At 33.8% G+C, this 22,768-nt stretch carries 27 protein-coding genes and 2 pseudogenes; 7 read left to right on the forward strand and 22 right to left on the reverse strand.

The features are described from left to right. Positions 1–96 precede the first annotated feature (96 nt). The 6 genes from MHH66_RS13820 to yqeK form a co-directional block, all read right to left on the reverse strand. Positions 97–660, reverse strand: coding sequence for a class I SAM-dependent methyltransferase (locus tag MHH66_RS13820; RefSeq protein WP_078185738.1), 564 nt, complete (start codon positions 658–660; stop codon positions 97–99). Between the two features lie 192 nt (positions 661–852). After that, positions 853–1,701, reverse strand: a complete 849-nt coding sequence (locus MHH66_RS13825; protein WP_078185737.1) for a GNAT family N-acetyltransferase — start codon at positions 1,699–1,701, stop codon at positions 853–855. A gap of 102 nt (positions 1,702–1,803) precedes the next feature. After that, complete coding sequence (locus MHH66_RS13830; protein WP_078185736.1) at positions 1,804–2,439, reverse strand: SDR family oxidoreductase; 636 nt, start codon at positions 2,437–2,439, stop codon at positions 1,804–1,806. Positions 2,440–2,455: 16 nt separating this feature from the next. Beyond that, positions 2,456–3,166 carry a 5'-methylthioadenosine/S-adenosylhomocysteine nucleosidase gene (gene mtnN, locus MHH66_RS13835; RefSeq protein WP_061690205.1) on the reverse strand — a complete coding sequence of 237 codons (711 nt, stop codon included), beginning with the start codon at positions 3,164–3,166 and terminating at the stop codon, positions 2,456–2,458. Between the two features lie 24 nt (positions 3,167–3,190). Continuing rightward, positions 3,191–3,865: a DUF3885 domain-containing protein gene (locus MHH66_RS13840; protein WP_078185735.1), complete on the reverse strand. Its 675-nt coding sequence runs from the start codon at positions 3,863–3,865 to the stop codon at positions 3,191–3,193. 13 nt (positions 3,866–3,878) lie between these two features. After that, positions 3,879–4,487: a bis(5'-nucleosyl)-tetraphosphatase (symmetrical) YqeK gene (yqeK, locus tag MHH66_RS13845; RefSeq protein WP_002016573.1), complete on the reverse strand. Its 609-nt coding sequence runs from the start codon at positions 4,485–4,487 to the stop codon at positions 3,879–3,881. 197 nt (positions 4,488–4,684) lie between these two features. On the opposite strand from yqeK, the gene MHH66_RS13850 reads away from it, so the two are divergent. The 3 genes from MHH66_RS13850 to MHH66_RS13860 all read left to right on the forward strand — a co-directional run bounded on the left by MHH66_RS13850 (position 4,685) and on the right by MHH66_RS13860 (position 7,725). Then, positions 4,685–5,380, forward strand: a complete 696-nt coding sequence (locus MHH66_RS13850) for a response regulator transcription factor (RefSeq protein ID WP_002016575.1) — start codon at positions 4,685–4,687, stop codon at positions 5,378–5,380. Further along, entirely contained in the window at positions 5,370–6,527 is a 1,158-nt protein-coding gene (locus tag MHH66_RS13855; RefSeq protein ID WP_002085430.1) for a sensor histidine kinase, read from the forward strand. The genes MHH66_RS13850 and MHH66_RS13855 overlap by 11 nt, the downstream gene beginning before the upstream one ends. Positions 6,528–6,708: 181 nt before the next feature. Continuing rightward, positions 6,709–7,725, forward strand: a complete 1,017-nt coding sequence (locus tag MHH66_RS13860) for a D-alanyl-D-alanine carboxypeptidase family protein (protein ID WP_078185734.1) — start codon at positions 6,709–6,711, stop codon at positions 7,723–7,725. A 58-nt stretch (positions 7,726–7,783) separates the two neighbouring features. Here the strand turns inward: MHH66_RS13860 and MHH66_RS13865 are convergent. The 4 genes and pseudogenes from MHH66_RS13865 to MHH66_RS13880 all read right to left on the reverse strand — a co-directional run. After that, a pseudogene (locus MHH66_RS13865) lies at positions 7,784–8,017 on the reverse strand (DinB family protein); the annotation flags it as partial. 20 nt (positions 8,018–8,037) lie between these two features. Then, the gene (locus tag MHH66_RS13870; protein WP_078185755.1) at positions 8,038–8,598 is read right to left on the reverse strand and encodes a hypothetical protein; all 561 of its coding nucleotides are present in this window, start codon (positions 8,596–8,598) and stop codon (positions 8,038–8,040) included. A gap of 46 nt (positions 8,599–8,644) precedes the next feature. Further along, positions 8,645–9,160: a GNAT family N-acetyltransferase gene (locus MHH66_RS13875; protein WP_078185733.1), complete on the reverse strand. Its 516-nt coding sequence runs from the start codon at positions 9,158–9,160 to the stop codon at positions 8,645–8,647. Positions 9,161–9,284: 124 nt separating this feature from the next. Beyond that, positions 9,285–9,641, reverse strand: coding sequence for a hypothetical protein (locus MHH66_RS13880; protein WP_063218813.1), 357 nt, complete (start codon positions 9,639–9,641; stop codon positions 9,285–9,287). 461 nt (positions 9,642–10,102) lie between these two features. Here MHH66_RS13880 and MHH66_RS13885 point away from each other — a divergent pair, with 461 nt between their 5' ends. Next, positions 10,103–10,336 (forward strand): hypothetical protein, encoded by a 234-nt coding sequence (locus MHH66_RS13885; protein WP_131828959.1) that lies wholly within the window; start codon positions 10,103–10,105, stop codon positions 10,334–10,336. 107 nt (positions 10,337–10,443) lie between these two features. Here MHH66_RS13885 and MHH66_RS13890 read toward each other — a convergent pair whose 3' ends face one another. Beyond that, positions 10,444–10,824 carry a hypothetical protein gene (locus MHH66_RS13890; RefSeq protein WP_002127497.1) on the reverse strand — a complete coding sequence of 127 codons (381 nt, stop codon included), beginning with the start codon at positions 10,822–10,824 and terminating at the stop codon, positions 10,444–10,446. A 166-nt stretch (positions 10,825–10,990) separates the two neighbouring features. Beyond that, positions 10,991–11,161 (reverse strand): hypothetical protein, encoded by a 171-nt coding sequence (locus tag MHH66_RS13895; RefSeq protein WP_165689479.1) that lies wholly within the window; start codon positions 11,159–11,161, stop codon positions 10,991–10,993. Positions 11,162–11,490: 329 nt separating this feature from the next. Between MHH66_RS13895 and MHH66_RS13900 the strand changes: the two genes are divergently transcribed. After that, a complete protein-coding gene (locus MHH66_RS13900; RefSeq protein WP_078185732.1) occupies positions 11,491–11,859 on the forward strand; it encodes an FtsB family cell division protein in 369 nt (122 codons plus the stop codon). 197 nt (positions 11,860–12,056) lie between these two features. Beyond that, positions 12,057–12,113 (forward strand): annotated as a pseudogene (locus tag MHH66_RS13905) (exosporium leader peptide-containing protein); the annotation flags it as partial. A gap of 17 nt (positions 12,114–12,130) precedes the next feature. Here the strand turns inward: MHH66_RS13905 and MHH66_RS13910 are convergent. Then, entirely contained in the window at positions 12,131–12,361 is a 231-nt protein-coding gene (locus MHH66_RS13910; RefSeq protein WP_234803753.1) for a hypothetical protein, read from the reverse strand. Between the two features lie 45 nt (positions 12,362–12,406). Continuing rightward, the gene (locus tag MHH66_RS13915; protein ID WP_234803752.1) at positions 12,407–12,622 is read right to left on the reverse strand and encodes a hypothetical protein; all 216 of its coding nucleotides are present in this window, start codon (positions 12,620–12,622) and stop codon (positions 12,407–12,409) included. Between the two features lie 316 nt (positions 12,623–12,938). On the opposite strand from MHH66_RS13915, the gene MHH66_RS13920 reads away from it, so the two are divergent. Further along, positions 12,939–13,136 (forward strand): hypothetical protein, encoded by a 198-nt coding sequence (locus MHH66_RS13920; RefSeq protein WP_002017016.1) that lies wholly within the window; start codon positions 12,939–12,941, stop codon positions 13,134–13,136. Positions 13,137–13,579: 443 nt separating this feature from the next. On the opposite strand, the gene MHH66_RS13925 is transcribed toward MHH66_RS13920, so the two are convergent. The 8 genes from MHH66_RS13925 to MHH66_RS13960 form a co-directional block, all read right to left on the reverse strand. Next, on the reverse strand, positions 13,580–15,520 hold the full coding sequence (locus MHH66_RS13925; protein ID WP_078185730.1) for an AMP-binding protein: 1,941 nt from the start codon (positions 15,518–15,520) through the stop codon (positions 13,580–13,582). 48 nt (positions 15,521–15,568) lie between these two features. Continuing rightward, the gene (locus MHH66_RS13930; RefSeq protein WP_002017014.1) at positions 15,569–17,110 is read right to left on the reverse strand and encodes an acyl-CoA carboxylase subunit beta; all 1,542 of its coding nucleotides are present in this window, start codon (positions 17,108–17,110) and stop codon (positions 15,569–15,571) included. A 2-nt stretch (positions 17,111–17,112) separates the two neighbouring features. Then, positions 17,113–17,901: an enoyl-CoA hydratase gene (locus MHH66_RS13935; RefSeq protein ID WP_002136445.1), complete on the reverse strand. Its 789-nt coding sequence runs from the start codon at positions 17,899–17,901 to the stop codon at positions 17,113–17,115. Positions 17,902–17,905: 4 nt separating this feature from the next. Further along, a complete protein-coding gene (gene mvaB, locus MHH66_RS13940) occupies positions 17,906–18,817 on the reverse strand; it encodes a hydroxymethylglutaryl-CoA lyase (RefSeq protein WP_063218808.1) in 912 nt (303 codons plus the stop codon). A gap of 21 nt (positions 18,818–18,838) precedes the next feature. Continuing rightward, positions 18,839–19,054: an acetyl-CoA carboxylase biotin carboxyl carrier protein subunit gene (locus MHH66_RS13945; protein WP_001985297.1), complete on the reverse strand. Its 216-nt coding sequence runs from the start codon at positions 19,052–19,054 to the stop codon at positions 18,839–18,841. Between the two features lie 26 nt (positions 19,055–19,080). After that, entirely contained in the window at positions 19,081–20,418 is a 1,338-nt protein-coding gene (locus MHH66_RS13950) for an acetyl-CoA carboxylase biotin carboxylase subunit (RefSeq protein WP_002127492.1), read from the reverse strand. 15 nt (positions 20,419–20,433) lie between these two features. Beyond that, complete coding sequence (locus tag MHH66_RS13955; RefSeq protein WP_002032227.1) at positions 20,434–21,579, reverse strand: acyl-CoA dehydrogenase; 1,146 nt, start codon at positions 21,577–21,579, stop codon at positions 20,434–20,436. Positions 21,580–21,795: 216 nt separating this feature from the next. Next, on the reverse strand, positions 21,796–22,764 hold the full coding sequence (locus tag MHH66_RS13960) for a YbgA family protein (protein ID WP_002127490.1): 969 nt from the start codon (positions 22,762–22,764) through the stop codon (positions 21,796–21,798). Positions 22,765–22,768: the final 4 nt, after the last annotated feature.

Below are 22,768 nucleotides of genomic sequence, written 5' to 3' on the forward strand. Positions count from 1 at the left end.
AATTCCTTGCTAAACGTAGGTTTACAAAACAAATAAAAAAAGCCGCATTTGCGACTCATGAACTGATAGAACTAACACCTATTTTAGGTGAATGACTTACCTTTTAATCGCGTCAACAATTAGCGATGGAAAACCAAGTTTATCGCCTCTATTTCTAGAATCATACCTTTTCGAACGGAAAATAACGCCTTCATTCGCATCCCATTCTGTGTAATAAAATTGACCATTTTCATCACAATATTCAAGTAAAACTACCTCAAATCCAGCAATTTCAAACATTTTCGTTAATGTTTTATAATTATGTACGATTTTATGGCTTGCAGCTGGATGGTCTTTCGGGCCAGGGCCGCCTATTTGAACTATATTTTGGTAGGTTTCATCTCGGAAAAATGCATCAGGCACTCCGCACTGAATATGACCTGATGGATTTAAAAATTTATAGCAAATTTCAGCTGCTTTTACACCTTCTTCAAAAGTAAGATGTTCCCATACATGCTCTGCTAAAATAGCTGAAATGGAATTGTATTCAAATCTTTCTTCCCAAGTGGTATTGTCTAGTAAATTAAGTTCATCTTCTTGCGTTTGAACCCAACCTGGATTATTATTAAATACTCTAGCTCCGACTACTACTTTAATTTCGTCTTGCTTAATTGCCATCACTTTCACCTCATAAATCTTTTAATGTATTAATATATTCTATGTTTACTATACATTTTCCTTTTTCAACTAAAGTGCCAGTTAGCTCAATAAGATAGGTAACAAAACTTCTGTTGTTTTTACTTATCCTCCCACATACAGCAAAAACGTTTATAGTGCAAAATAAAAAGCGAAAAGAATAATTCCCTCCGCTTTTTATAGCAATAAATACATTTCATATTGTGCTAAAGAATTCTTTTCAAATCCAGATTTCTTTAAAAACCCTTCCAGTAAATTGTTGTTTGGCAACCCAATTGATAAACTTGATAACTTTAATTCTTCACTTGCTACCTGTAATAATTTCGTCCCAACACCAATATTTCTATAGTCTTTGTCTGTGAAAATAAAACTAATTTTTCCTTGTTCATTTACACATACAGAACCTTTTATATCACTATCAACATATGCACCGTAAAATGTATGATTTGTTTTTTTGATATAATCAATATCATTTTGCCAATTTATATGGAAGTTTAGCCATTTCTGAATCTCAACTTTAAATGTTGGAAATTCTAATTGTTTTACTTCAATCTTTTTATTATCTTTATTCATTATTTTAGTTAAATCATTTAAATTATAATAAGAAAGATCATATACTTTTTCATAACCTAATTTGTTATAAAAATGAATCGCCCGATCGTTTCCTACAATAACTTCAAGAAAAAGCTGCTTACATTTATTTTGTGTCGCTTCTTCTTTATGTAACTCAAATAACTTTTGACTTACACCAATGCCTCGAAATTCTGGATGAACAGCTAATGTTCCGCAGCGCATTGTTTTTATACTTTCATATACCTTAATACCACCAAGTATTACACCAACAGATTTGTCACCGTCTAACGCAATAAAGGAGTGTTCTAGCGAGTTACCTTCTGGTCCCAAAAACCGTTGTACAAAATCCTCTTTTGAAACTTCCATTTTAATAATATAATCAGAAAAACCATCTTTAAACGCTTCATATACTAAATCAATATTTACTTCATTACACCTTTTATATTGAATCATATAGAATTATCCTCCACTTACTTGTATTAAACTCAACATTCAAACACATGAAATAAACTATTACCACTATATCCATTATTCTTTAATTTTTAACGATATCTCTTAATTTGAAATGAGCGGACACTTTCCTATATATCTTTCACTATTAATTTGTTTTATTACAAACGGTGCAATATCCCCATTTTGAATTTTGATTCCTGGCATATCTACTAAACTCTCTTTAATATCACCAATCCCATTTCCCTCTATAACAAACGGTAATCTAACAATTGTCCAATCTATTTCACTACTTTGTATAATTTGCAATTCTTTATATTTATCCTGCATCATCTTTGGAAGAAATAATCGAAACAAATTAGCCCCTATTTTATTTGCAATTCCCTTCTGATCTCCTTTTACATTTAAGGAGCCTCCAGAAATAAGAATATAGCGCTTCATTTCATATTCCTTCATTACTTTTAAAATATGCTTCGTAACTGTACTAAAAATATAAGGTTCATTTTTCGGCTGACCCACCGCATTAATCACAGCTTTACACCCTTGAAGTAATTCCTGTATGACTGAAAAATCGCGGGCATCCCCACGGATAGTCTCTATATTTTCATTAGTTATCGTCATATTTTTAGAATTTCTCGTTAATATTCGTACTTGATAGCCCTTTTCTAACGCTTGATTTACGAGGAATTTTCCGACTTTTCCATTCGCACCAAGAATCGCTATTTTATTTGTAGCTTTCATCACTATACTCCTCTTACTATACATTGTTAACTACAGTAATCTCATAAACACGTAAAAAAGTAATTAAATGCTCACATGCTCGTTCACATGCTAACATTTTAAAAACCTTTTGTTCTTCTTTCGTTTTGTCATTCGCTTGATCTGAGGCAGCTTTTAAACATAGAAATGGTTTTTTATTTACATGACATACATAAGCAAATGCTGCCACTTCTTGATCAACGGCTAAAGCACCGTAAACAGTATGAAGTAAATACCTCATTTCTGAGCTTCGAATACGTTGATCTCCAGATAGAAATGTACCAAAATGGACCGGGTCATACGAACGCAATTTCTTCATTCGTTTTACGAGTGATTTAGTTGTTTCAATAGGTGCCGTTCTACCATCATATAGATTAAAACTATCTTCTCCTGAACCAGCCGCTGTAACATCATGCTGTAAAGTATTAAGAGCTACAACGATGTGTCCATTTTTCACCTTATCTGATAAACTCCCGCAAATCCCTGTCATAAATAACTGGTCTGGCTGGAATTCACTTATTAATAGTTGTACACAACTAGCACAACTTACTTTACCGACACCAGTTACAACTGAAATAACTTCTAATTCATTAATAGAATGAAAATGAAATTCCCAAGCTGCTATTTTTTCTACACGCTCACTTGGATAATGTTGATGCAAATACGTAAGCTCTGGTTCCCATGCAGATACAATTGCGATCCTTTTCATTACACACTTCACTTCCTCCTATTTTCATGTAAATAAGTCATCTATACTCTCTCGTTCATATTCTTGTATCCACTCTTTATACTTCTCATATAACTCCCGTATCTTTTCTTTATTCTTCGCAATTACTTCACATCCTCTATCATCATAAATAAACATGATAATATCCTTTGTTACATTTATAAAAAATACATCTGGATATGAAATTTCTTTTTTTCGCCCTAATCGTGGACGTAGGTCAGGGAAATCTTCATGATTAGCTGCTTGAATAAGCGGTTCATATTTAATATCTTCAGCAAGACATTTTAAAGAAAATTGATATGTACAATATAAGTCAGCTTCTTCATCTTCAAATAGAAAAGGGAATGTTTCTTGTCTTATATGAAACTTTAAACCCCTCTTTTTAATAAACCTATTGTATACATTTATTTTCTGCGCATTTTTTATATTTTCCTGTTTAAATCGATAAACATTTGTGACTAAAAAGACGGCATCTTCTTTTGAAAATATATCTTTAAATAGACTTTTATTATACCTATATATTTGTGTGAAATATTCCATATTATAAGTGTTACCATCTTCTTTAAATTGATATTTATCTTTCCCAAAATCAAAATGCAGATGTTTTTCCCACTGAGAGTATATGTACGGTACTAACGTAACTCCTGGGAATGTTTGATTCATATATTCTTTTAATTGCATTTTTATACCCTTTCTACTCTACAATTTCTTTTAAATGCCAATATGCTTCTTCTAGCCACGGATGTATGACTTTTAATGTATCTTTTCTTTCCCACAAATATGAAATATATACAAAAGCAGCATGTTCCAAAGATTTTTCCAATCCTTTTTTTACCTCAATTAAATATGACGGTGTCCCTATTTGATCCCATTCTAATTTATCAGCAATAAATAATACTAAATCCATCTTTGTTGCATGTTTATGCAACGTAGTGTGGCAACAGATAGCATTTAAAACTTCTTTATCTTCTACTTTAAATACCTCTTTTGCAATTACTCTCGATAATTTTTGGTGAATAATCATTGGAAATTCTCGTTCTTCTTGTAATATTTCTATGCCAAATTCTTCAGCAACTGCAATCCGCTCCTCATTCGGAAAGATTGCACTAATATCATGTAAACACCCTGCAATCGCTGCTTTTTCTTCATCTTCATAAAATATTTTCGCAATTTTTCTCGCCTCATTTGCCACACGAATTGAATGTTTATATGTAAATTCTTTATTGTATTTTAATAGAAAAGCTTTAATATCATTTTCTATTTTTCCAGTTGGAGTAAATGAATATATATCATTATATAACATAGCAAGTCCCCCTTATAACTATCTTTCAGTATAATGTGGAGTTTAAATATCCTTCTTATTTTATATTCGTTATGAATGTTTTAATTCCTTTTTAATACGATACATGAAATTTTATGTAGAAACATTACTACAAAATACATAAATGTTTGATATTATAGTAATGTTGATTAATTGTAAGGAAAGGAACTAACTATAAAATGAATAAAAACATATTAATTATTGATGATGATAAAGATATTGTAGAATTACTGGCTGTTTATTTACGAAATGAAGGCTATAACATTTATAAAGCTTATGATGGTGATGAAGCATTACAAATGATATGTACATATGAAGTTGACCTTATGCTTTTAGATATTATGATGCCGAAACGAAACGGATTGGAAGTTTGTCAAGAAGTGCGTGAAAATAATACTGTACCTATCCTTATGCTTAGTGCAAAGGCTGAAGATATGGATAAAATTTTAGGACTTATGACCGGTGCAGATGATTATATGATTAAACCGTTTAATCCACTAGAATTAGTGGCTAGAGTGAAAGCTTTATTACGAAGATCCTCTTTCCAAAATGCTACTTCCCAAAAGAATGAAGATGGTATTATTCGTATTCGTTCTGTTGAAATACATAAACATAATCATACTGTTAAAGTAAATGGAGAATATATTAAACTCACCTCTATCGAATTTGATATTTTATATTTACTAGCGAGTAATACTGGAAGAGTATTTAGCTCTGAAGAGATATTCGAACGAGTTTGGAATGAAGACGGTTATGGTTCTAATAAAACGGTAATGGTCCATATTAGTAATTTACGCGATAAACTTGAAACCGTAATGAATGGTGAAAAACTAATTCATACGGTTTGGGGAGTAGGCTATAAAATTGAGAAATGAAGCATTTGATATATTAAAAGATATACCAAAGTGGAAGCTTATTTTTTGGCTTTTATTAGCTATCACTCTTACACCAATTACCGAATTAATTATATTTCGCCTCGTAACGAGTGTAATTGAGAGTTCACTTACTCTAAGCGAATTAGGAAAAGAATTCATTAGAATTTTTGGCCATGAAAAATATATTGGATTAAAAGAGTCTTTATGGATGATGATTGTATCTTATTTGTTTTTATTTTCTATTTTCTCATCCTATTTATACATTTTTTATCGTCATGAAAGAAAGGTTTACTATGAAACTTGTATAAAAAAAATGATTGAAGAGATTCGGTATATTGCAAGTGGAAACTTTAATCATAAAGTTTCCATCGTACACCATAATTATTTAGAAGAACTGGCAACTGGGGTCAATCAAATTATTGAGCAATTAAAAGTATCAATTGATGAAGAGAGACAGGCAGAACAAGCAAAAAGCGAACTGATTACAAATGTATCACATGATTTACGAACCCCTCTTACATCTATAGTTGGATACGTAAATTTAATCCATCATGATAATTATAGAGATGAAGTAGAATTACGATACTATATTCAAGTCATTTACGATAAAGTAACTCGTCTTAATGCATTAATGAATGACTTGTTTGAATATACACGCGTTCAAAATAAAGAGTTAAGTTTATATTCTGCTCCCATTGATATTGTAGAATTGCTTGGACAATTAACTGTCCAATTTCGGATACAGCTTCAAGAAGCTAATATTGAATGTCGCCCTTCTTTCCCATCTCAAAAGCTAATGGTACTAGCTGATGGGGATAAATTAGTACGTGTGTTTGAAAATCTAATCATAAACGCTATTACTTATGGAAATGATGGAGATCATATTGATATTACCGCTTACGAAAGCAATAACATGATTACAATTGATATAACAAATTACGGACAACCTATCCCTAGTACTGATTTACCTCATATTTTTGAACGTTTTTATCGTGTTGAAAAATCACGTTCAACAAACACTGGTGGATCTGGGCTCGGATTAGCAATTGCAAAAAGTATTGTTGAATTGCATAAAGGAACAATTGAAGTATATAGCGATGATAAAAAAACAACTTTCACTGTAAAATTACTCCCTTATAAAGCTTAATACCACATATTTATAGGTTCAATTTTTTATCATATAAGAAATTGAACCTTTTATATTCCATCAATATCCAAAATTTAATAATCCTTTATAATTCTTTAGAAATTCTTTACCTTTTCTTTCTTCCTAATTAAGCATTCCTTTTTACAATAATATTATTGATGTAATAGTAGGAGGATCGCTAATGCAATTCTTAAAAAAAATAACAGTTTTATTATTATCTTTTCTTATTACTGCACTTATCGTTTTATATTTTTATCTTTATGTAAATGGTCCAATTATTCAAGCTAAATCAGCTATTTTAATAGATACTAATTCTGGTGAGATTGTTTATAAAAAAAATGAAGAAACTCCTATACAATCAGCTACTTTATCTAAATTAATGACAGAGTATATCGCACTGGAACAACTGAATGAAGGAAAAATACAGTTAGATGAATTAGTAAAAATAAGTAATGAAGTTTTCCGAGCAGAAACGAGTCCTATACAAGTAACTTCGAAAGATAAAACGACGGTTCGTGATTTACTTCATGCATTGTTTTTGACAGGGAATAATCGTTCCGCACTTGCCCTTGCAGAACACATTGCTGGAAACGAAGATAACTTTACGCTTTTAATGAATGACAAAGCAAAACAACTAGAGTTATCACAACCATCCCCGTTTCTAAATGCTACTGGAATTAATAACGATACGAATAAACAATCAACTACAACATCGATAGACGTCGCTAAACTAGCAACACAATTAGTAAAAGACTTTCCAGATGTATTGAATGTTACGAAACTAACCTCTTACCAATTTACCTTCAAAGATTCAAAAGTTTTCAATACAAATAAAATGATATATTCCCTTAATAAAAACATTAAACTCCAAGGTGTTGACGGCTTACAAACTAGTTTTTCAACTAATGGTAATTATAGTTTTGTCAGTACAGCCACACGAGGAAATACTAGACTTATTTCAGTAATATTAGACGCCGGTGATGAAAACAGTACTTTTATTGAAACAAAAAAGTTACTTCAGTACGGTTTTGATCCTTCCTCGTACTCTGCACTCCAAGCTTTTAAAGATGCTGTTACATCTTGGACAATATTGTTTCAGTTTAAAAATTTAATCATACAAACGATTATGATCTTTTTCATCATTACAATCTTAATGTTTTTATATATACGTCAAAAAAAAGCCGAGGATTTTAATTAAGAAATCTTCTTATATATAAAAACCGACTTGCGTTTACACTGCAAGTCGGTTTCTAAATCTACAATCCTCTTCCAATTAAATTCGCTGAAACGGGCTGAAGATTTAATTCTCTTGCCCATATAGATATCTGACCAATATGATGAATTTCATGTACAATTACATGCCTTAAAACTTCACCGTATTTATATGTTTTATCTGTCCATGAAGCTTTCAATATTTTTGATTCGAAGTCGCCAGACCATAACTGCAAAAAGTTATCTAATTCTCGTCTATATAAATCAGATAATGACTTGTACATATCGTTTTATACATTTAACCATTCACAATCACTTCTCTTCGATTAAGTTCCTCTATTATTTGATCAATTATGTCACTTATAGATAAAGATCCATCCAATACAATATCCGAATTCGGCTTAACAGTATGAATTGCCTCTAAATAAGCTTTTCTCGCATGTGTCATGTAATGTTTCAAATTATTATGTATTTCACTCATTGTACCTTCTTTAAAATCTCTCAAAATTCTTCTAGCCATCGCAATATCTAAAGGTGTATCGATAAATATAGTTACATCAATGAATTGTCCCACTTCTCTATTTAAGTATGCAAAAGGATAATCTACAATAATATAATCTAAACTACTATCTTGTATAGAACGCTCAATATCATTCATTAGCGGTGTAAGTACCCATTCATCGTAATTAGCTCCATCATCAATCCATTTGCAAATATCAACCGGACAGTTATCAAATTTATATCTATCAAAATATAGAGCCTTTGAGTTTTTCAACTCATGAGCTAAACTTTCTGTAATGGTAGTTTTACCGCCCCCTGAAACAGCTGCAATTGAAATTATTTTTGTTTTTTTATTCACGATTCCCACCAAACCCCTTTTGTTAACATAATATAATTATAAAATACTACTTTTTATTGTTCCATTCATATTCTAACATACTCATTTCCCATAAATTCCAATACGTTTCTCCTACTCTTTTTGACTCTCTTAATAAACCTTCTTTTACAAAACCTATTTTTTCGTAACAAGAAATAGCTGACTTATTAAAGTCATAAACACCAAGAGTTACTCTATGTAGTTTTAATTCATCAAAAGCAATACAAAGTACGGCTTTCATCATATGTTTCCCTATAGAACGCCCTCTCATTTTCGTATTACCAACTAGCACTTTTCCAATTCTAGCAGACTTATTTATATTATCTATTTGTCCAAGAGAAATATGACCAATAACTGCTTTAGTCTCTTCATCCATTATTTTGAATGCCAGTGTGTTTGCACATTCTGTATATTTCTCTAATTGCTGTTCATTTAAAGGATATGTGAATGCATTTCCCGACCATTGAATTAAAAATTCTTCAGAATCAATCCAATTTATTAATTGTTTGAAATCAGTTCTTGTAAATTGTTTCAGCTTAATCACTCTCATTCTCCTTTCACACAACCTTTTATACACCTTCAAATTTATTTCTATATGAAAAATATATTCCCTTTTAAACAAAATAAAAAGCCATTCATAAGAATGGCTTAGCATCAATAAAGCATAATTACTCTTTATTTGCTACGTCAACACCGTTAAAATCAAACTCATCAGCAACAGTTGTAGCAGGTGGTAAAATTGCTTCAATTTTACAAAGAGATATAATTGCTGCAACTGAACCAGGAATAGCAGCTAGCTTAACAACATCGCAAGTTACAGAAGAAACAGTACCTATATAAGTACGTCCTTCAGTGTTAATTCGCACTGTTTTATTAATTAATTTTTTAAGTTCGTCTCTAATTCCTTGTACACAAGAGCTGTCACATTTCTCATGCTGTTCTTTTTTACACTCTTCAAAAGCATCCCAACAATCATCATGTTTACACGTACATTTTTTTCTACAATTATTAAATCGAGAACCCAAATCCTCACCCCCTAATCCTTTCTATTAGTAAAGTATGTCCAATAGCTTAAAAGTGTACGAGACAAAAGCATAGAAACAAAAAAACAAACATTTGTACTAAACCTTCTTATTTATACTTTTAATAAGCCGGCTCCTTGAATAGGGACCACCTTTTCCTATTACTTCACATATACATAGGCTTTGTTCGCAGTGATATGGTGTATTTTTCCTTTACCATTGTGAAATATACATTCAGAAAAGCGTACTCCAAAATAAGATATTATTTAAAATCTTAACGTTTCCTTCAACAAGTGTTTGTTGATTAATATCATAGCCAGTAGTTCTCTCAACTATCTCTTGAAAATTAGCATAGTTTGTATGAATTCTATATCTAGTAGAAAGCACTCTATCATATAAAGGTAAAATAATAGGTTAATAAACAAGCCATTCTTTTACTAAAACATAGAATAGTATGAATCCTATTGAAGGGAGGTATAAAAGAATGTCCTGGAAAAATGATTGCTGGAGTTCTAAGAAAAAGCATTGTTGTGATGATGATTGGTGGAAATCTAAAGAAAAGAATCATTGTGATGATGATTGGAGTTCTAAACGAAATAAGTGTCGTTGTAAATGTTTCTTTATTTGTTGTCATTGTCAAAGAAAAAATTGGTAATATTTTCGATATCGACTTAAAAGAGAGAACATGTCTTTTGTGACCGATAAATACTAGAATGTAATATACAAAAAGCTGACTAAGTATAGTCAGCTTTTTGTATATTAACACGTAGAGATTTATTTTAATATAGTTCTTATTAGAAAAGGATTATTTTATATAGATTACTATAAGCATCCATAAAGCCAAGGCGCCAATGATAGCGAGCGCTATACGTGTAGATAGTACCCTTAATTCAAAGTCTGTTTTCTTGGAGGGCTCAGGATATGCAATTATGTAGATTCCCTTTAATAATGCAAGCCATGCAATAACCGTTAGGAACCCCTGCCAGTTGAATACCCATACATTATGTAGGATTACACTACCTAACCCTAGGAAAATCGATAGAAAACCATACATAATACCAAATCCTCTGTCTTCAACCACTAATTTTTTCAATTCACGTAGTACCGATGGACGTACGAAAAGTATTCCCGATACGATAACCGTTATCCATCCCCAAAACAATCCTAAAAAAGTACTAGTTTCCATTATTAGTTCACTCCCCTCAATTATTTATATTTCAGATATCCCCCCCTTTAGAACAATTCCAACATCTTTATATATAGGCTAAATTCTGCTCTTTTTTAATACAAACATGGCATATTCTATGCCCAGCCTTAATCACCTCATTTCTCTACAAAATGAAATTTTTATATCATTCTTCATCATCATCTATCCGAATCAACCGAAGTCGCTTTGTACTATTACCGCACACTTTTTCATAGCTTGGAGCTAATATGCACCAAAGCCAATATAATGATTTATTCGCCTTTTCACTAACCTCTAAAATTGGCCCCTCTGTAATAAAATGATCACCTTGATACAATGTATACTCGCTTGTCCCATGGAATCATTATTATTCCCATCCCTATTAAAATAGCGTTTTTGTTTCAAATAATGCTCTCATTAATTTGGACGCATTTACCAGTATATTTACCAAAAAATTCATGATATCGTTAAATAGTCGAGTACGTCATTACTTGACGATTACCCTTAGGAGCCCCGCAGACAATCGGGGTTCCTTTTATTTAAATAAGGATTTTGTTTAAACTTTACAAAACGCACCTATATTAAACTATCTTCTAAAATTCCCATTGAACATTTATAATACTTTTAAACAGTTTAAATTCTACAATTAGTAATGGAGGCATTTTAATGGGAAATATCCCAAAAGTATCATCACACCAATCAAATCCTAATATACCCTCACAGCAAGTGAACCCTAATACCCAACAAGGTAATATAAAAAAAACAAGACGCCGTATTATAACTACTTTGGCTATTATATTACCTATAATTTTTGTCCTTCAATATTCTCTGAATAACCAACAAGAAATGATTAAAGAAAAACAAATCACGGTTAATACGGAGCAACAAAAATTATCTTCTTTAAAGAAGGATGGTCATACCCTTAAAAATGATGTTAAAGTTTTAACAGGTAGTGAAGAAGAAGTTTTAAAATTCGCAAGGAAGCTGTATGGATTTTCCAAACCGAATGAAACTATATTTCAAATAACTGAATAAAATTACACTGCATTACCCAAAAGGCGATTTGAAGATAATCGCCTTTTTATATTTAATTTCTAAAGAAATCATACTAATCTCTCTTTCCATCATATAATTATTTTATTTAATTTGTTAAAATACAACCGCTTGTCCATTTCACTTTGCTCTATCATTACATTTACTATTAGTAATACGATTTTTAGAGGTGATATATAATGGACGAGTTTTTATCTTTTGCTGCACTTAATTCGGGTTCTATTGGACCTACACTTCCACCTGTTCCACCTTTTCAATTCCCTACCGGTCCTACTGGTTCTACTGGATCAACCGGTTCTACTGGACCAACTGGATCAACCGGACCAACCGGACCAACTGGATCAACTGGACCAACCGGACCAACTGGACCAACTGGACCAACCGGACCAACCGGACCAACTGGACCAACTGGACCAACCGGACCAACTGGATTTAATCTTCCTGCTGGGCCTGCATCTATTACCTTGACTTCTAACGAAACCACAGCATGTGTATCCACTCAAGGAAATAATACTTTATTTTTTTCGGGTCAAGTATTAGTAAACGGTAGTCCTACTCCAGGAATAGTAGTCAGTTTTTCATTTAGTAACCCTTCTCTTGCTTTCATGGTTCCTCTTGCTGTCATTACCAATGCTTCAGGTAACTTTACCGCTGTATTTCTAGCCGCTAATGGGCCTGGAACAGTAACCGTTACTGCTTCACTTCTTGATTCTCCTGGAACAATGGCAAACGTCACTATTACCATTGTGAATTGTCCGTAACGGTTTTATTTTTAAGGACTAAGCAATTTCTGATAAGATGAGCACAGATTTACAGTGCTCATCTTATCATTGGGATGTTCCTTTCAAATGAAATTTCGTAGCACCTTACTAAAATAACGCTTTTATTAAGAACTAATGATCTTTATATTTCTTAAGCTTGTCATCACAAGTAATTTTTATAATTAGTTAATTTCTCAATGTAGTTTGTGTATATAATTCCATTCAAAGATACATAATACCCACGTAACTATTTAAAAACACTTCGTTTTTATATCTAAGTTCAAAAAGGAGCTACATAACATGGATAAAAAAGATTTATTAAGTCAACAACTTGATCCTGTGTCATTAGATGCGCTGAATACCCCTAGTAAGGCCCAAGAACAACTACAAGAAACATCTCAGGAGGCACATAATTCAAACAAAAAGGACAGTACTCAAGCTTTACATGGCGAAGATTTACCAATTTCAGATGTATATAGAACAACGAACAAACAGTAAATTTAAAAGGGAAAAAATCTTAAGAACGAGTGAACTTAATTCTTTTCCCTTTTCCTATTTAAATAAGACTTTTATATGAAACCCGTACACATTTTTGACACATCCACTATCACAATCTCCTGAAAATTCGTGATAATATTAATTTGTCGGATACGCCAAATTTCGACATTGAACGACAATAATATCTCCCTTATTAAATCCCTGTCCCCCAGGGATTTCTCCTTTTATTCATTACTTTTTTCTTCACTAAATTTTCATTCTTAACAAAATTCATTCACTCCATTGAATAGACAGCCACAGTATCCTATTTTGATAAAAACTAAAAACAAACAGACATACTTAACACTAATAGTAGATTTTTTAACTTCAAATTTACTTTTTCTCTCTTATCTTTTTGTAAACATTAAAAATGAGCTCTATTTACATAGAGCTCATTCGTAATTTTATAGTTTGCTAGACTGTAGTCCTTGAATAAAGGGTACCACTTCAGGATTTACAAGTGACGATAAATCTCCTAATTCTTTTCCTAAGTAAGCAGCTTTTATGACACGTCGCATTACTTTAGAATTTCGTGTTTTTGGTAAATCTTCTACAACGTGGATGTCTTTTGGACATAAAGCTTTACCAATATGGGAGTTTACTAAACTCATTAATTCTTTCTTTAATTCTGCTGTAAATATTACACCGTCTCGTAATACTACAAAGCAATGACAAACCTCACCTTTAACATCGTCAGGTACACCAATTGCAGCTGCTTCTATTACATTATTATGTTCCACAAGAATAGATTCATATTCAGCAGGTCCAATACGTTTTCCAGCAATGTTTAACGTATCATCTGAACGGCCTGTAATGATATATTGTTCACCGTCATAAATGACCCAGTCACCATGAACCCACTTATTTTCAAAACGTGACCAGTAAGTGTTTACATAACGCTCATCATCTTCCCAGAAACTTTTCGTCATACCTACCCAAGGTTTTTCTAAACATAATTCTCCGACTTCATCTCGAATTGGTTTACCTTGATCATCAAGTACAACCGCTGCCATTCCTGGTAAAGATGCGTTAAAACTAATCGGTGCGATCGGCTTAATTAGGACATTCCCGAAAATCCCACCTGAAATTTCAGTTCCACCTGAATAGTTACAAATTGGTACTTTACCTTTACCAACTGTATTAAATAACCACATCCATGGGTCTGGATTCCAAGGTTCTCCTGTTGATGCGAATACTTCTAAACTCTTTAACGAGTGTTTATTTACATATTCATCACCTTTTGCCATTAATGCACGGATTAATGTTGGTGAAATACCGAGATGAGTAATTTCATATTTATCGACTGTCTCCCATAAGCGGTCTGCTTCTGGAAAGTCTGGGACACCTTCATACATAACCATTGTTGCGCCATTAATTAAAGAGCCGAATAGTAAAAATGGTCCCATCATCCAGCCCATATCAGTTACCCATAATACTCGGTCGCCTTGTTTTATATTCATTCCAAATCCTGCATCAAATGCAGATTTTAGCGGGAAACCAGCATGTGTGTGTACTGTCCCCTTCGGCTTACCAGTCGTTCCAGATGTATATATAAGCATTAATGGATCATCACTGTTCATTTCTTCAGCATGTATAAATGGTTTTTCTTTTTCTAACGTACTCCATGAAAAATCATAATTATGCGGTGTAAAATCATTTCCTGCATGACGAACAATTACCACCTTTTCAACAGTTGGACAATGTTCACAAGCTTTATCTACTTCATCTTTTAATGAAACAATTTTCCCACGGCGTGAAAAGCCATCTGCGGTAATAACCATTTTTGAACCAGCTGCTTGTACACGTGTCATTACTGCATCAGCAGCAAAACCTGAGAATATTGGTGAAATAATCGCTCCAATTTTCATTACCGCTAACATAGCAACAACTGTTTCAGGAATCATTGGCATGTAAATTGTTACACGATCACCTTTTTCAATACCAGCATGTTTCAAACCGTTGGCAACACGGCTTACCCAGCTGTCAAGCTCTTCATATGTAAATGATTTCGAAGTTCCGTTTTCCCCTTCATACATAAGTGCTGCTTGTGTTTTCGTTTTATCGTCTGCAAGCCAGCGAGATAAAGCAGATTCTACAACGTTACAAGTTCCCTCAGTATACCACTGTGCAAACGGTGTACCATTTTCTAAATCTAATACTTCTGTATATGGTTTCATCCACTGATAGCCAACTGCTCTCTCAGCTTCTCCCCAAAACCAAGCTGTTTCTTCAATTGACTTATTATAAAAAGCTTCGTAATCTTCATAGCCTAATGATTTCATCCAACCAAATAAACGCGTTTTTTCTTTATATTCTTCTGTTGGAAACCAAACTGCTTGTTTCATGTTTTCCCCTCCTTGATTTTTTGAGCAAGAAAGCCCTAAATAGGGCTTTTAAACTGGATATACAGGATGTTTACGATCCGTGAATACTTGATATTTACTCATATACATTTCGAATCGTCCTTTTAGCTCTTCACGTAAATTGTTTGGATGAACAATACCATCAATCACCATCTCAGATGCTAAACGGTAAATATCAATATCTTTCTTATACTCTTCTCGTTTTTCAGCAATAAAGCTTGCACGCTCTTCTTCTGGTAAAGCTGCTATCTTATTTGCATATACAGCATTGACCGCTGCTTCTGGACCCATTACTGCAATAGAAGCTGTTGGTAATGCTAAGCAGCAATCTGGTTCAAACGCTGGACCTGCCATTGCATATAAGCCAGCTCCATATGCTTTTCGAACGACGATAGAAATTTTCGGTACAGTTGCTTCACTCATTGCAGAGATCATTTTTGCACCGTGACGAATAATTCCGGCACGCTCTACTTTTGTACCAATCATAAATCCAGGTACATCTGCAAGGAATAATAATGGAATATGGTATGCATCGCATAAATTTATAAACTTCGCTGCTTTATCAGCTGAATCGTGGAATAATACGCCGCCCTTCATACGCGGCTGATTTGCAATAATGCCAATTGGCTTACCATCAATGCGTGCTAAACCTGTAATTAGTTCTTGAGCAAATAATTTTTTCACTTCAAAGAAAGAACCTTCATCAATAATTCTGTTAATGAGATCTTTCATATTGAAAGGAGCATTTTGATTTTCTGGAATGATTTCTTCTAACGTTTTATCGAACTGTTTCGGTTCTTGAGGTGTAATCAAAGGAGTCTTTTCTAAATAGTTACTTGGAAAATAAGAAATATATTGTCTTGCTTGAGTAATTGCATCTTCTTCTGTTTTACATAAAACATCTCCGCATCCTGATACTGAGCAATGCATACGTGCTCCGCCCATTTCTTCTAAAGTTACCTTCTCACCGATAACCATTTCAGCCATACGCGGAGACCCTAAATACATAGAAGCATTTCCTTCAACCATCATAACAACGTCACAAAATGCTGGAATATACGCACCACCAGCTGCTGAAGGTCCAAATAATAAACAAATTTGTGGCACTTTACCAGATAATTTCACTTGGTTATAAAAGATCCTTCCTGCACCGCGGCGTCCAGGGAACATTTCAACTTGATCTGTAATACGCGCTCCAGCAGAATCAACTAAATAAAATAGCGGTACACGTAATTTTTCTGCTGTTTCTTGAATACGTAGAATTTTTTCAACTGTACGTGCTCCCCATGATCCAGCTTTTACAGTCGAATCATTTGCCATTACGCACGCAGTACGACCATGTATTTTACCAGTCGCAGTTACAACACCATCCGCTGGTAATCCAGTTTGTTCACAATTTGCAAATAATGCATCTTCCACATATTCACCATTATCGAATAAAAGAGCTAAACGATCTCGAACAAAAAGTTTCCCTTTCGCTTTGTTTTGTTCATGATATTTCGGTGCCCCGCCTTGCTTAATTGTTTCAACTCGTTCTTCAAATGAATTAGATTGTTGTTTTTGATCTAACATATTTACTCCCCCTTATACATTGGTTTGCGTTTTTCCTTGAATGCCTGTAATCCTTCTAATCTATCTTCCGTATGGATTACGCCCTCATACGCCTGTTTTTCCATTTGTAAGCCGGTATGTAAATCTACTTGAATACCATTTGAAATTGCTTCTTTTGCTAATCGAACGGCAATTGGACCATTATTAGCAATTCGATCTGCAATTTCAATTGCTTTTTCTTCTAGTAAATCAGCTGGTACTACGAATTCTACTAAACCATACTCTTTCGCTTCTTGCGCCGAAATACGTCTTCCTGTATAAATTAATTCTTTCGCTCTACCAACTCCAATTAATCTAGGTAAGCGCTGAGTACCACCCGCCCCAGGTATAATTGCAAGGGAAGTTTCAGTGAGACCTAGACTTGCAGTGTCAGAAGCAATTCTAAAATCACAAGCTAAGCTTAGTTCAGTACCTCCACCAAGTGCGATTCCGTTAATAGCAGCAATAACTGGTTGTGGCAATTGTTCAACCATCTCCATAGTAGAACGAATCATACCAACAGCATGGCGAACTTGTTCTTCATTCATGTTGGCACGCTCTTTTAAATCAGCACCAGCACAAAACGCTTTTTCGCCAGCCCCTGTTAAAATAACAACGCGCGTATTTGATTCTTCGTTTATTTGAGTTAATATAGTTTGTAATTCTTCTAATAACGCCAAAGATAATGAGTTAGCTTGTCTTTCACGATTTAACGAAATCTTTACAACATGCGGTGTTACATAGTCAACGGAAATGTTTTGTAATTGTAGCATCTTCTCACCTACTTATCGTTTTATGTTGAAGCGCTCTATACACATGACTCGGTAATTGGATATTTAACTTACTTTGAATAAATTGACTAGCTCTCAATAACTTTTCTTCGTCTATATTTGTTTGGACACCTAGCTTATGGAGCATATGCACTAAATCATCAGTAGCAACATTACCGGATGCTCCTGGTGCATAAGGACATCCTCCCAATCCACCACAAGAACTATCAAACGTCGTAATACCATGTTCTAAAGACTTAACTACATTTGCCAGTGCCATTCCATACGTATTATGAAAATGCATCGCAAACTGCGAAGCATCATACTTCTTTAATAAATGTTCTAATACTTGCTCTACTTGTAACGGATTCGCTACACCAATCGTGTCACCGAGAGAAACTTCATAAATGCCGTATGAAAATAGTTGATTACATATTTCATCAACTGCCAGAGCACTTATATCTCCCTCATACGGACATCCAAATACAGTAGAAACATAACCCCTAACCTTTTTCCCTTCGAATGTTGCTTGTTTTGTTATATCTTCAATTACAGCTAATGCTTCTTTAATTGATTTATTAATATTACTTTTATTATGAGATTCACTTGCTGATAAAAAAACATTCACCTCATCTACATTTTGCAAAAAAGCTCGTTCCAAACCATTTTGATTTGGAACAAGCGCTGCATATGTAACATTTGGATCCCTTTTTAGCTCAGAAAATACATCACTTGCATCTGCTAATGCAGGAACCCACTTAGGGTGAACGAATGAGGAAACTTCAACGTACGACAATCCCGCTTCTGTAAGTAGTTGAATCCACTTTACTTTATCTTTTGTGCCAACAATCTTTTTTTCATTCTGTAAGCCATCACGTGGCCCGACTTCTTTAATGACAGCAAAATTAGGTAGTTTCAATTCGCTTCCCCCTATATCTCCCTATTCAATTTCTAGTAATACATCTCCTTCATTTACAAAATCGCCTTCTTGTACGTTAATTTTCATAACAGTTCCGGCTTCTTCTGAAACGATTGGAATTTCCATTTTCATAGATTCCAAAATGACGACATCCTGCTCTTCCTCTACTGTATCTCCTACTCCTACAACAATTTTCCAAACATTTCCTGCCATCGATGCATATACTTTCGTCATCATTTTTTCCCCCTTAATATTCATAACTCTTATTTTTTAACAAGTTGTTTCGTTACAAAACCTGTTGTATAAATACCACTTTTGAACACATCGTCTCCGAGTACTTGCAGTAACATTGGTGTGTTTGTTTTAATACCTTCTACTTTTAACTCTTCTAGAGCAATTTTTAATTTTGAAATCGCTTCTTCACGAGTTTCACCATGTGCGATTACTTTCGCAATCATTGGATCATAGAAAGGTGTAATCGTTACTTGATTCTCCAAAAAGTGATCAATACGTATATTTGTCGGTAACGTTAAATCTGTAATTTTCCCAGGTGATGGGAAGAATGTTTTCGGATCTTCTGCATAAATACGAGCCTCAATGGCATGACCACTACGTTTTACATCATCCTGTGTAAATGATAGCTTCTCACCATATGCGATAAGTAATTGTTGTTCAACTAAGTCTAACCCAGTAATTTCTTCTGTAACTGGATGTTCTACTTGTAATCTCGTATTCATTTCTAAGAAATAAAAGTTCTTTTGATCATCTACAAGAAACTCAACTGTACCTGCATTTGTATAACCAAGTGCTTTAGCAGCTTGTACAGCAACTTCTCCCATAGCCTTTCGTGTACCCTCATCTAAAAATGGTGAAGGTGCTTCTTCAATTACTTTTTGATTTCGGCGCTGCACTGAACATTCGCGTTCCCATAAATACACTGTATTACCATGTGTATCTGCTAAAAGCTGAATTTCAATATGATGTGCATCTGCTATATAGCGTTCTAAGTACATTTCTCCGTTACCAAAGAAATTTTGCGCTCTTGTTTTATTACTTTCAAATGCTTTGGTGAGCGTTTGCTCAGTTTCCATCAACTGCATTCCAATGCCTCCGCCGCCCGCGGATGCCTTAAGCATTAATGGATAACCAATTTGTTTTGCAATTTCAATTGCTTCTTCAGCAGTTTCTATATTTGTAGTAATGCCTGGAACTACTGGTACATCTGCTGCTTGCATCGCTATACGTGACTCAATTTTACTTCCCATCTTAGTAATGATTTCTTCTGAAGGACCGATAAATACGATGCCTTCTTCTTTACAGCGAATCGGAAAAGATGGATTCTCTGATAATAATCCGTACCCCGGATGGATTGCTTCAGCATTTGTCTTCTTAGCTATTTCCATAATTTTTTCAAGGTTTAAATAGCTTTCTTGGACACGTGGACCGCCTACTAAGTAAGCCTCATTTGCCAATTTTACATGAAGGGCATTTTCATCAGCCTCAGAATAAATAGCAACGGTACGAATGCCAAGTTTTTGACAAGTTTTCATAATGCGAACTGCGATTTCCCCGCGATTAGCAATTAATATTTTTTGAAACATAGTGACTCCTCCTTTTTATCTACATCCTAAATGTCTTGCAATTACGAGACGTTGAATTTCAGAAGTTCCTTCACCAATTTCTAAAAGTTTTGCATCACGAATATATCGTTCAACTTCATATTCACGCATATAGCCATATCCACCATGAATTTGTACTGCATGATTTGCTATACGACTTGCAGCTTCAGATGCAAACAACTTTGCCATAGCCGCTTCTTTACCGAAAGGTTTATCGTTATCTTTTAACCAAGCTGCTTTATGTACTAAATTACGCGCTAATTCTACTTCCGTCGCCATATCAGCCAATTTAAATTGAATCGCTTGGAAATTAGAAATCGGTTTTCCAAATTGTTGACGTTCTTTCGCATATTGCAATGCACGTTCAAATGCAGATTGTGCAATACCTACTGCTAATGCTGCAATTGAAATACGTCCTCCATCAAGTGTATATAAGAATTGTTTAAATCCTTTATTTACATCACCAAGAATATTTTCTTTCGGTACACGTACACCATCAAGTACGATTTCACAAGTATTAGAAGCACGAACACCCATCTTATCGTAAGGGCTTGAAATCGTTAATCCTTCACTAGTAGTCGGTACGATAAATGCAGAAATACGTTTTTTACCATTGTCTTCAAAACCGTTGATAGCGGTTACAATAATTGTATTTGCATACTCTGCGTTTGTAATCCAGCACTTTTCACCACTAATAACATATTCATCGCCATCTAAAATTGCTTTCGTTTGTGTGCCCCCTGCATCAGATCCAGCATTTGGCTCCGTTAATCCGAAAGCACCTAACGTTTTACCTGACGCCATTGGAACTAAAAATTTCTGTTTTTGTTCTTCTGTACCGAAATAATAAATTGGAGAAGCACCTAATGAAATTGTTGCAGCATAGCTTAAACCTGTTCCACCACAAGCACGACCAATTTCTTCAACAGCTAACGCGTACGATAACGTATCGCCACCTGAACCTCCATACTCTTCCGGGAATGGGATACCTAATAATCCTAGTTCGCCCATTTTTTGAAATGTTTCATATGGAAATTCCGCAGTTTTGTCATAATATACAGCTTTCGGTGCGATTTCCTTTTCAGCAAAATCACGTACCATTTCTTTAATCATTTGTTTTTCGCGAGTTAGAGTAAATTCCATTCCGCTACACACCCCTTATCGAATATTGAGTTTCGACAGCGTGCGAGTTTCTACTACAAACATTACTTCTTAAAAGACACGAATATTAGTTAGACAATTGCTATAATTCTGTCATAACTTAATTTTAAAACAGATTCTGTACCAATGCACAAAAAAATTCCTACATCGTTCTACAACAACATAGGAGGTTTTGTGTCGAATTATGTAATTTATTGTTTAATAATCTCTACCTTTTCCCGAATCAGAAATTTCTACTAACCCTTCAGGGTATGGTTCGAAATATGTTTGTCTTAATAAATACTTTTCATCAAATCGAATGGCCCATGTTTTTAAAATGACAAGTAAACTACTAAGTGGGATTTTCTTTTCAGAATACTTCTGTAACAGCTCTAAAAAATGATCTTTTTCTTGTTTTTTTAGCTTTGTTTTAAAATATCCGAAAATGTGCTCACATACATTTACATTCGATGTATAGCGAGGCGCGCGAATAAATAATTCATATAAAGTCTTCTCATAGTTATCAAATACGACTTCAATTGTTTCATTTTTTTGATTTGCAATAATACGCCCTAATTCTTTTTGTTTCACCTGATTATATGCCATAAATAAATACTTATAATCTGATTGAAACGCTACGAGTTCTTTTATGTTTTTAGTATGTTTAATCATTTTGTAATGCGCGATTGTAAACAATCTTGTAAAGAAATGCTCTCTAATAATAAAATTCGACAATCTACCTTCTTCTTCAATTGGAAGATGCGAAAATTTTTTTATTACTGCTCCGCCAAATAATCCAGTTCCTTTTCCTTTTACTGGCCCTTTTTCAAAACCAGAATAGATTTTCACATCACGAGTTCCGCAACTTGGCGAACGATTCTTCAAAATAAAACCGTCAACTTCAGGTAATGTTTGTAAAAATGCATTTGAAAATTCATTCATTTTTTCAGTTACATCTTCTCGTATTGACGGTTGTACAAGCCTATTCGCACCATTTTTTTCTACAATACGTATCGTTTCACGAGGAGTCCCTAAACCAATTTCTACTTCAGGACATACAGGTATAAATGTAACAAATGGCTGCAAGTTTCGAATTGTTAAATCTGGAACCATCTCTCCATTATAACGACAGGCATCAAATTCTAAACATTTACTTACAACAATTATCGGTTTAGCAAATTGTCGCATCACA

The organism is Bacillus sp. FSL H8-0492, assembly GCF_038006145.1.
GTDB lineage: Bacteria > Bacillota > Bacilli > Bacillales > Bacillaceae_G > Bacillus_A > Bacillus_A mycoides.

What these genes read in the sequence shown, in the direction of transcription:
- MHH66_RS13900 (WP_078185732.1), top strand. Translation starts at nt 11,491, where the DNA reads ATGGGAAATATCCCAAAAGTATCATCACACCAATCAAATCCTAATATA.
- MHH66_RS13955 (WP_002032227.1), bottom strand. Translation starts at nt 21,579, where the DNA reads ATGGAATTTACTCTAACTCGCGAAAAACAAATGATTAAAGAAATGGTA.
- MHH66_RS13945 (WP_001985297.1), bottom strand. Translation starts at nt 19,054, where the DNA reads ATGATGACGAAAGTATATGCATCGATGGCAGGAAATGTTTGGAAAATT.
- yqeK (WP_002016573.1), bottom strand. Translation starts at nt 4,487, where the DNA reads ATGTTATATAATGATATATATTCATTTACTCCAACTGGAAAAATAGAA.
- MHH66_RS13890 (WP_002127497.1), bottom strand. Translation starts at nt 10,824, where the DNA reads ATGGAAACTAGTACTTTTTTAGGATTGTTTTGGGGATGGATAACGGTT.
- MHH66_RS13935 (WP_002136445.1), bottom strand. Translation starts at nt 17,901, where the DNA reads ATGCTACAATTACAAAACATTTCCGTTGACTATGTAACACCGCATGTT.
- MHH66_RS13915 (WP_234803752.1), bottom strand. Translation starts at nt 12,622, where the DNA reads ATGGTAATAGTGACGTTTGCCATTGTTCCAGGAGAATCAAGAAGTGAA.
- MHH66_RS13920 (WP_002017016.1), top strand. Translation starts at nt 12,939, where the DNA reads ATGGATAAAAAAGATTTATTAAGTCAACAACTTGATCCTGTGTCATTA.
- MHH66_RS13860 (WP_078185734.1), top strand. Translation starts at nt 6,709, where the DNA reads ATGCAATTCTTAAAAAAAATAACAGTTTTATTATTATCTTTTCTTATT.
- MHH66_RS13950 (WP_002127492.1), bottom strand. Translation starts at nt 20,418, where the DNA reads ATGTTTCAAAAAATATTAATTGCTAATCGCGGGGAAATCGCAGTTCGC.
- MHH66_RS13830 (WP_078185736.1), bottom strand. Translation starts at nt 2,439, where the DNA reads ATGAAAGCTACAAATAAAATAGCGATTCTTGGTGCGAATGGAAAAGTC.
- MHH66_RS13925 (WP_078185730.1), bottom strand. Translation starts at nt 15,520, where the DNA reads ATGAAACAAGCAGTTTGGTTTCCAACAGAAGAATATAAAGAAAAAACG.
- MHH66_RS13930 (WP_002017014.1), bottom strand. Translation starts at nt 17,110, where the DNA reads ATGTTAGATCAAAAACAACAATCTAATTCATTTGAAGAACGAGTTGAA.
- mtnN (WP_061690205.1), bottom strand. Translation starts at nt 3,166, where the DNA reads ATGAAAAGGATCGCAATTGTATCTGCATGGGAACCAGAGCTTACGTAT.
- MHH66_RS13825 (WP_078185737.1), bottom strand. Translation starts at nt 1,701, where the DNA reads ATGATTCAATATAAAAGGTGTAATGAAGTAAATATTGATTTAGTATAT.
- MHH66_RS13960 (WP_002127490.1), bottom strand. Translation starts at nt 22,764, where the DNA reads ATGCGACAATTTGCTAAACCGATAATTGTTGTAAGTAAATGTTTAGAA.
- MHH66_RS13840 (WP_078185735.1), bottom strand. Translation starts at nt 3,865, where the DNA reads ATGCAATTAAAAGAATATATGAATCAAACATTCCCAGGAGTTACGTTA.
- MHH66_RS13850 (WP_002016575.1), top strand. Translation starts at nt 4,685, where the DNA reads ATGAATAAAAACATATTAATTATTGATGATGATAAAGATATTGTAGAA.